1 protein-coding gene is annotated in these 10709 nt (G+C 45.8%); it reads right to left on the bottom strand.

Annotated features, from left to right (window positions below; all coding sequences use genetic code 11):
• Positions 1-5 precede the first annotated feature (5 nt).
• Positions 6-10700, bottom strand: a complete 10695-nt coding sequence (locus MHI16_RS01980) for a non-ribosomal peptide synthetase (protein ID WP_268467738.1) — start codon at positions 10698-10700, stop codon at positions 6-8.
• Positions 10701-10709: the final 9 nt, after the last annotated feature.

Genomic DNA, 10709 nt, shown 5'->3' with positions numbered 1-10709 from the left:
TGTTGCTAAGTCAATTTCTCCTCAAGCATGTCAAAAATGTCATCCATTTCATCCATTTCAAGGTCACCAGCAGAGAAATCACTTGGCGTAAATTCTCGTTCGTGCTGCGCTAAACAATGAGTCATGATGGATTGGATTTTTTCTTTCAACAATGCCATGAACTGCTGTATCGTTTGTTCCTCATATTCATCTGTACAATAGGAACACGACATCATGAATCGATTATGTTGAACAAGACCACTGAGATTCAGCTTATAGACAGCTTCTGAATCAGGGCTTGCTTGTCGTCCCATATCATAGGCGGACGGTCTAAAGAGTTCTGTCGTCACTTCTTGATCAATCTGCCCCAGATAGTTCAAGCTGATTTCAGGTTGTACATGCTGTCCTGACGATTCAGTGGCTGTGAGGTATTTTAAAATCCCGTAGCCGATCCCTTTATTCGGGACACGCCGCAGCATCTCTTTCGTTCCTTTAATAGTCTCAGCTATGGTCTGATCCGGCTTTGCTTTCAGTACGACTGGATACATACTCGTAAACCATCCAACCGTGCGGGAGACATCCAGTCCTGATAAAATATCCTCTCTTCCATGACCTTCAAGCTGCACATGTACATGGGACTCACCTGTCCACTCCTGAACAGCAAGACCGAGCGCACATAGAAGAATATCGTTCATTTCCGTTGTGTACGGTAGATGAATGTCGGTCAAAAGATGCTCGGTTTCGGACTCTGAAAGCTGCATCTGTACTGCCTTTGTTTGCGCAACTTTTCTTTTCGTTACTTCACGATCAACAGGTAAAGTGGTGATTGGCGTCCTGTCAATCTCATTCCAGTACTCACTTTGGCTTTTTAACGGCTTGGACTGTGCGTATCGTTCGATCGCCTCTGCCCATTCTTTAAAGGAGTGGGTTTTGGGCGGCAGGACGAGCGTTTGTCCTTGGGCTGCCTGTTGATAAAGAGACATAAAGTCCTCTAGTAAAATTCGGCATGAGACACCATCAATGACAAGATGGTGTGTCACGATGAGTAAGTGATCGCCATCTTTTGCACGGAAACAGATCACTTTCATGAGCGGACCTGTTTCGAGGTTCAACTGACGCTGATACTCGTTGGCATAGGTGGAAATGGCTTTTTTCACGTCGTTCTCTTTAGAGACATCATGAGAAATTATCGCAATCGGCTCTGTAAGCTCCCGCTGGTTGTATTGCAGGATGCTGCCATTTTCTTGCCTGTATACCATACGCAGTGCATCATGATGTGAAAGTAATTTCTGCATCACTTGTTCTGTCATCGAAAGGTCAAACCCATTTGGCGCATGAAGCATCATCGAGAGATTCCAATGGTGCTGACTTGTAAAGTTCCGTTCAAAGAACCAGCGCTGAATCGGTGTTAACATGACTTCCCCTTCGACAGGTGATTGGTCGGCTGTCAGTTGATCAGCTTCTTCGATATATGGGCGCAGCTCGGCAATGGTTGGATACTGGAATAATAGCTTCATATCAAGCTTCCAGCCTGCTTGTGTGAGTCTGCTTGCCATTTGGATGCCTTTAATTGAATCTCCTCCAAGGAAGAAGAAGTGATCGTGAATGCCGACTTGGCTGACGCCAAGCACGTGTTCCCAAATACCGCATAGAAGTGTTTCCACTTCATCTCTTGGCGCTTCGTATGCCGTTTGGTTCGCTTCCATATCGGGTGCTGGCAATGCCTTTAGATCGACTTTGCCATTTGCCGTCATCGGCAGGTGGTCTAGCTTGATGATCCATGAAGGGACCATATAGTCTGGCAACGTTCGTTTTAGACTTTCCTTTAGGTCAGTCGTTTCTTCATCTGTGATGACATATGCGGCAAGCGCGTCTTGATCGCTGGCATCTTTGACCGTTGTCACAACTGCTTCTTTGACTTCCGAAAGTGCAAGAAGCTGCGCTTCAATTTCTGACAGCTCAATCCGGAAGCCGCGAATGTTGACCTGATGGTCTTTTCTGCCGAGATAGATCAGCTCGCCATCCTCTGTCCATTTCACTAAATCGCCTGTCAGGTACATACGCTCACCTGGATAAAATGGATCTGGGACAAAGCTTTTCTCTGTTTCCCCTGGAAGATTCCAGTACCCTCTTGCCAGTCCTTTCCCCGCAATCACAAGCTCACCCGGTACGCCTGGCGGCGAGAGGTCATATAACGAACCCATAATGTAAAAACGGGTATTGGCAATCGCTGTTCCAATTGGAAGCGTGCCTTGATCTGGGTTGATGATCCCGCTTGTCGCCACGACTGTGTTTTCAGTTGGACCATAGTTATTCACGAGTTGATAAGGAACAGGCTTTACCTGTTTTAGCTTGTCTCCGCCTGTTAGTAAGTAACGCAAGGAATGATTGTCCATCGACATAAACTGCTCGCATAGCTGGGTCGGCAGGAATGCAATGGTGATATTTTCGTCATTGAAATACGCATTGAGCTTGATCATATCGAGACGAATCGCTTCATCAATGATGTGCAGCTCTGCGCCGGCGATCCATGTCGGGAACATTTCCCAAATGGAGGCATCAAAGCCAAAGCCGGCATATTTGGCGGTTCGATCCGCATTGATCACTTGGAAGGCATCATTGTGCCAGAACGCAAGATTCACAAGGGACTGGTGCTCAACCATGACACCCTTCGGCTGTCCTGTCGTTCCAGACGTGTAAATCATATAGGCGAGATCAGTTGGTTTGACATGAACATGAATGTCTTGTGCTTCGCCTTCTACCGCATCTTCTATCAATAGAACATGACCTGTGAATGAAGATGGTGCAGCCAGCCCTTTTTGCATGAGGAGAACCTCTGCCCCGCAGTCTTCCAGCATGTAAGCAATACGCTGATCCGGATAATCCGCATCAATTGGAACGAATGCCGCACCTGCCTTGAGAACGCCAAGGACAGCTGCCGTCATATCAAGCGATGGGCGGGTCAGAATACCGACGCGGTCTCCTCGTTTTATGCCGTTTGAGATGAGTTTTGAAGCGACTGTATTTGCCCGATTGTTCAGCTCTTCATACGTCCAGCTCGTTCCTCGGAAGGTTGCCGCTTTTTGGTGCGGTGCTTCAAATGCTTTAGCCTCGATCAGTTTATGAATGGTTTGATCTGACGGTACATTTAGCACAGGACCTGACCATTCATTGATCAGCTCTTGTTTTTCCTCTTCATTTAAGATCGAAAGCGATGAAATTGGTTCATTTAGCTTCACCAGCATCTCGTCTATGATTTGTTCAAAATATCGACTCCAACGCTGAATGGTCTTCTTTTTAAACAGCGCCGTTGCATACTCAAAGCGTACGCCCACTTGATCTTGTTCTTCAAATACACCGAGCGTTACATCAAATTTTGCATGAGCTGTCTCTTGCTGTTTTTGCGAAAGCTTGAGTCCATTTAGATTCGGTAACGTCATGTCACGGTCATCCGTTGTCAGCATGACACTAAACAATGGATTGCGGCTCGTGTCTTTCGGAAGATCTAACTGTGCCACCAATTCCTCAAACGGAAATTCTTGATGTTCATAGGCTGATAGGCTTCGATCTTTCATTTTTTCAAGCAATTGTGCTGTCGTTTCCTCGAGCTGTACTTCATGTCGAAGAGCCAGTGTATTCACAAACATGCCTGGAACCCGTTCGATTGAAGCATGCGTACGTCCCGCTGTAACAGCGCCTATGACGATATCTGTCTGCCCGGTTAATTTGGAAAGGAAAATGGCAAATGCCGTTTGCATGACCATGTTCATGCTCACACCTTTATCAGCCATGAGTGCTTTAATGGTCTGCACCTTCTCAGGAGATAACCATCTATCGACTCGGTCTCCTTCAAATGACTGTACATGAGGACGCGGAAAATCAAGTGGCAGTGCCAAATCTTCAGGAGGCTCTGCGTATTGCTCCAGCCAATACTGACGCTGTTTCTCAAGCAGCGCTTGCTGCTTTTCTTCCTGCTGCCATACCGCATAATCCTTGTAGTGCAGCTGAACTGGTGGTAACGTCTTTTTCTCATACAGCTTTGCCAATTCTTGAATGAGCAGACTGCGTGTGACACCATCTGCGATGATATGGTGCATATCCATCATGAACACATATTTCTCATCAGAAAGCTTCGCCACCTTTGCCCTCATTAATGGTGCTTGATGTAATGAGAATGGGGTGATGAATGCGTCTATGACAGGTTGCTCATGACCGTTCTCTACTTCAACCACCTCTAACGTAAACGGCACTCGGCGATAGACTTTTTGAACGGGTACGCCGTCAATTTCTACAAAGGCTGTACGCAATGATTCATGTCGTTCGATCAAAGCCTGCAGCGCTTCTTCTAGCTGTTTTACATCAAGACTGCCTTCCATCATCAATACGGCAGGCATATGGTAAGTCACTGCTTCTGGATGCAGCTGCTGCAATACATACATCCGCTTTTGAGCAGAAGAGACAGGATAGAAATCTTGCTTCTCCGCCGGTTGAATGGATGTCATGTCCGAGGAATTCACTTCTTCTAAATAAGCTGCCATCGCCCGTATCGTTGGCTTTTCAAAAAGGACTTTGAGCGGCACATGTTTGTTCAGCTTGGCTTGCATTTTCGATATGAGCACCATGCCTTTGAGGGAATGACCTCCCAATTCAAAGAAGTGATCATGAACACCTATTTGTTCAACCCCAAGTACTTCTGACCAAATATCGCAAAGTGTCTGCTCAAGTGCCGTTTCTGGTGCTACATGCACCGCGCGATTCATATGCACCTCGTGCGGAAGCGGCAGAGACTTCGCATCTACCTTTCCGTTTTGAGTAAGCGGGATGTGGTCGACTTTGACAAAGTACGTTGGGATCATATAATCCGGCAGTGTCTCCGCAAGCTTTTCTCTAAACGTCAGTGTTCCAATTGGTTCAGGCGATGTGTAATAAAGTGCAAGCTCTGGTAAACGGGACATATAAAGTACTTTGACATACACCTCTGGAATGGATAATCGTGCACGTGCGGCATACTCAATTTCTTGCTTTTCAATACGATACCCGCGAATTTTCACCTGATCATCTATTCTTCCGAGAAACTCAATGTCTCCATTTTCATGCTGTCTGACCAAATCTCCTGTACGATACATCCGCTCTTCAGGATAATACGGATTTTCTAGAAAACGCTCTGCCGTTAATTCAGGCTGATTCAAATACCCTCTCGATACACCTTCCCCTGATATATAAAGCTCTCCAGGTGCACCATATGGGACGAGGCGTTGCTGACGATTGAGTGCGAGCGCTCTTGTGTGAGCAATTGGCTGTCCGATCACAGAGCGATCCTTGAGTGTGCCTAGCTCTTGCTTTGTAATCAGCTTGGTCACAGCCCCAATGGTTGTCTCTGTCGGGCCGTAGTGGTTCATGACAGCCACACATGGATGCTGTTCCATAAATGTTTCCACATCCTCAGAGACAATTGGTTCCCCTCCAAGTATGACAAGGCGTAAAGCGTTAAATGCATGTTCCTTCGAATCTGCTATCATATGAAATAAGGATGGTGTCATTTTGATATAAGTCAGCTCTTGTTCATCAATTAAACGCATGAGTCGAACCGGGTCTGTATACACATCTTCACGAGGCACATACAGTGTTCCTCCTGCCTTTAAGACAGGGAAAATGCTTGTGTAACCAAGATCGTATGCATAAGAAGAAAGCAGTGCCGTCCGATCGCATTCTTGCAATGTCACCTCATTTGTCAGCCAGTTCACGTAGTGTGATAGATTACGATGCGTGAGCTGAACACCCTTCGGTTTTCCTGTTGTCCCAGATGTGTAAATCACATACGCAAGTTGATCAGCTGATGCTTCCGGCAAATCTAGCGTGCGGCTTTGAAGTACTGCTTTTTCAACCTGCAGAACTTGAATCGACTTGTGATGTTGATAGGCCCCTGCAAGAGACTCATTTGTTACGATCACTTGTGCACCTGAATCTTCTAATGTGTAATTGATACGTTCCGCAGGGAAGGCCGGATCAATTGGTACAAATGCACCACCCGCTTTCATCACACCAAGCATTGAAACGATGACATAGACAGAGCGGTCAAGAATCAGCGCTACAGTCTTTTCTTTCTCGACGCCTCGTATCTTTAGTTCAATGACAAGCGCATTTGACATGTCTTCTAGCTCGCGGTAAGTGAGCTTCCGTTGATCATCCATCACCGCAATGGCATCTGGTGTTTCCTTTGCCTGACGTGAAAATTGGACATGGAAAGGCTCATGACGATTTGTTTGCACTTCGTCTTTTTTCTCCAACCGCTCTATTCGCTCATGCTGATCAAGGATACGGAGCAAGCCGATCTGTTTCTCCGGGTGTTGGACCGCTTCACGAATAATCGCTAGAAGATGAGTTCCGAATCTGCGGACCGTCTCTTCTTTAAATAACGCCGCTGCATAGTCAAAGCTCAGCTTTAATGCTCCCTCTCGTTCAAATGCTTCTAGAGACAAGTCAAATTTGACTGAATGATGCTGAATGGCATAAGGCGAAATGTGCAGATCGCCGAGCTTTAGTACGGGAACCTCCATGTTCTGCATGTTAAATGACACGCTAAAGAGCGGGCTTCGGGTTGTATCACGATCTAGCGGAAGACGTGCAATTAACTCTTCGAGCGGATAGCTTTGATGAGCAAAAGCGTCAACACTCGTTTCTTTTATTTCTTCAAGCAGCTGTAAAAATGTTTTCGTTTGCTCTGGTTTTCCGCGCATCGCAACGGTGTTGATAAACATCCCCGGCATGTCCTGTATATCAGGATGTGTCCGTCCTGCAACAGGGGAACCAACGATGATATCTTCCTGCCCGCTATAGGTGGCAAGCAGCACTTGAAAAGCAGATAACAAGAACATGTACATGGTCGTATCTGTTTTCTGAAGCAGGTCATGAATCCGCTGAGTCGTCACTTGATCACAGCCAAACATGAATCGTTCTCCTGAAAAATCACGCTCCGCTGGACGCGAATAATCAGTTGGCAGCTCTAATACTGGCAATTCTCCTTCGAATTGCTTCAGCCAATAGGCTTCATGCTCCTTCTGTTTCTCCGTCTCTTCTTCACTTAACTGCCAGACAGCGTAATCTTTATAATGAATGACTCTTTCTGCAAGAGCTTCTCCATCATAGGCCTTCGCCAAATCTTGTATAAACGTTTTCATGGAGCTGCCATCTGTAATGAGATGATGTGCTTCCAAGACAAGAAGATGACGGTTTTCACTGACCTTCAACAACTGGGCTCGTAATAAAGGCGCAGCAGTTAAATCAAATGGAGATTGCTGTTCAGAAAGAAATGCTTCCGCCTCTTCTTCCTTGACATCATGAACGGGAAGATCAAATGCCGTCCAATCATTCACTCTTTGAACAATGTCTTCTCCATTCATATGAAAACTCGTTCTTAGGATTTCGTGCGTTTGGATCAACTGATCGAACGCTGATTTGAGCCGCTGATATTCGAGTGTCCCTTCTAGTGTTAAGACGATTGGAATATGATAATTCGTGCTGTCTGGTTCGAGTGTCTGCAAAATATATAAACGGCGCTGAGCTGGTGATACCGGATACTCGTCCGCCTGCTCTGCTGGTAAAATCGGATGCCCCATTTCTTCTTGACCATCCTGATCGATATATGCCGCTAATGAACGAATCGTCGGCTTCTCAAAAATCACTTGAATCGGCACTTCTTTTTGAAGCACCTCTTGAATCTTCGCAGACATCATCATCGCTTTGAGAGAATGCCCGCCAGCCATGAAGAAATGTTCATCTGCTCCTACCGTTTTTCCAAGAAGCTCCTCCCAAATTTGAGCGAGTGCCTTTTCTGTCTCCGTCTCAGGCGGAATGATTTCCTTTTTCTCCTGATAGGCTTCGTCCGGCTTTGGTAAAGCTTTTCGATCTACCTTGCCGTTCGATGTGAGCGGAAAAGCATTCAACTTCATCACATGGTGCGGCACCATATAAGCTGGCAGCTCTTGATTAAATACATCTCGCACTTCTTCTTCTGTCATTGTCCCTGTAAAGTAAGCCGTGATTTCCTTTTCATCTGTGGAAAATGAATGGACAAGCACAACCGCATCATCTATGCCCGCTTTTTGCTGAAGTACTGTTTCAATTTCACCAAGCTCAATACGGAAGCCTCGAATTTTCACTTGATCATCTGTCCGTCCGAGGAATTCGATCTGGCCATCTGCGTCATACCGAGCCAAATCCCCTGTTCGATACAAACGGCCTGACGGCTTAAAAGGATCTGCCAAGAATACTTGATTGGTCAAATCTGGACGATGGAAATACCCTCTTGCGACACCATCTCCGCCAACATACAGCTCTCCTGGCGCTCCAATTGGCTGCAATCTTTGATCATCATCTAAAATATAAGCCGACGAATGATTGATCGGCTGACCAATTGGAATCGGACCCGTTTCATCTCCTCTTACTTCGTAAATGGTCGAGATGGTTGTATTTTCTGTTGGGCCATAGGCATTCAGTAAAACAAGTGCTGGATGATGCTGTTTCACGAGCTCCGCACTCTTCACATTAATCACGTCACCGCCTGTAATTAATGTGGTTAACCCTTTGAATATTTGCGGTCGCTGTTGAGCGAGCTGATTAAATAATCCAGTCGTTAAAAAGAGCGTCGTGATCTGATGTGTTTGGATAAATCGTTCGAATTGATGAATATCCAATAAAGTATCGCGGTCAACAGGATACAGTGTCGCTCCACCCAGCAGCGTGGTAAAGATTTCAAAGGTAATGGCGTCAAAGCTGACGGCACCTGTATGTGCCATACGATCCGACTTGGTCAAGCCTAATTTCTCCTGAGAGCAAGCCAATCTCACAATATGCTGATGCTCAATTTGAACTCCTTTTGGCTGTCCAGTTGACCCCGATGTATACATGATATACGCCAAGTGAGATGGAGACGTCCTGATTGATACATCCATGTGTGAGTGATGAGGCTTACTCGTCACATGTACAGCCCTGATCTGTTCATCAACTGACGGCGGACTATCAGCATGAAGCAAAATGGATGCGCCGCTATCTTCAAGCATCCATCGGATTCTCTCCTCAGGCTGGGAAGGGTCAATCGGTACATAAGCTGCCCCTGCGTGTAGAACTGCTAAGATGGCGATTACCGCATCAGCTGATCGGTTCATATACACCGCCACAGCATCCCCGGGCTGTACGCCTTTTTCAATAAGACTGCCAGCTAAACGACGGATTTCTTGTCCAAGCTCCTCGTACGTAAATGTTCGGTCGCCTTCAACTAGTGCTAGATGGTCAGGCTGCGCCTTCATACGTTCATTGAGCAGCTCAGGAATAGACAGATGCTTCGGATAATCTCGCTCCGTCTGATTCCACGCTTTTATCTGTCGCTTCTCTTCTTCCGTGATACATGTCACGTCATGAAGGCGTACATCAGGGTTTTTGGTGATTTGCTTCATGAGATTGGTCAGATGTTTTGATATGTTTTCAATGACCTTTTCTTCAAAAGCTATGGCGTTGTATTTGATTTTCAATGTCCACGTTTCACCTGGATACACAAGGACATTTAGATCAAAATTCGTTTGTTCAAATCCGTCCTTTACATCAATGGAAAAACCAAGACGTGCAGACATGGTGTCACCAGACAGCTCCTGATCTAAAGGATAGTTCTCAAACCCAACCAAATGATCAAAGAGCTGCCCTCCAGCAGTTGTCTTCTGCTGAATGTCATAAAGCGGCATAAAATCATAGTTTTCCGCTTCTAGTGCATGCTGCTGAACCTTTTGAAACAACTGTTTAAACGTCTGCTTCTGATCCAATGTCACTCGAACGGGTATCGTATTGATAAACAGCCCTGCCATGCGCTCAATTCCAGATACACTTGGAGGTCTGCCCGATACAACGGTGCCGAATGTGACATCATCAGTTGCATGATAGGTGGCTAAAAGAACAGACCAGACAGCCTGAAACAGGTTCGGGGCTGTCACTTGGCATTGTCTTGCTACATTTTGAATGGCTTGTACCGTTTGAGCATCCCATGTAAACGTCCATTCCTGATGGTCGTATTGCCCATTCGCTTCTTTTTGCTGTAGCAGCCCTTGATGCTGAACCGCTCCATCTAGACGCTTTAGCCAATAGCTTTCCGCTTCTTGTTTATTTTGCTTTCCAAGCCACTGGATATAATCTGCATAAGGCTTCCCTTGTGAGCGATCCGGCGTTCGACCGTTCCGAAAAGATTCATAGTAATGAAACAATTTTTTCATTAAAACACCCATGGACCAGCCATCCATGATGATGTGATGGTTGCTCCAAATCAGATGCCAGTTTGTTTCATTGAGTTGAAAAACAGCGACCTTCAATAACAGATCATTTGTTAAGTGAAATCCTTGCTTTCTCACTTGTTTTTTATATTGATCCAATACCATTTGCTGCTCTTGATGATTCAGATGTGATAGATCCTCTCTATACACATCGAGATGACGTTCAGCAAGTACAACCTGACGAGGCTTTTGTAATTGTTGATAAACAAAGGCTGTACGGAGAATGTCATATGTCCGTATGAGCTCATTGAGACTTTTTTCAAAAAGAGCGTGATCAAACTCTCCGCTTATTCCAAGCTCAAGCTGTGTGAAATAAGAGGAGGAATTAGGGTCTAGCATGGCATGATACAGCATGCCCTCCTGCATGGGTGTTAAAGGATATACCTTTTGAATCTTCTGCTTGCTCATATGTCCACC

Source organism: Bacillus sp. FSL K6-0923, assembly GCF_038630825.1.
Lineage (GTDB): Bacteria > Bacillota > Bacilli > Bacillales > Bacillaceae > Bacillus > Bacillus pumilus.
This window is presented reverse-complemented; position numbering and strand designations above follow the sequence as displayed.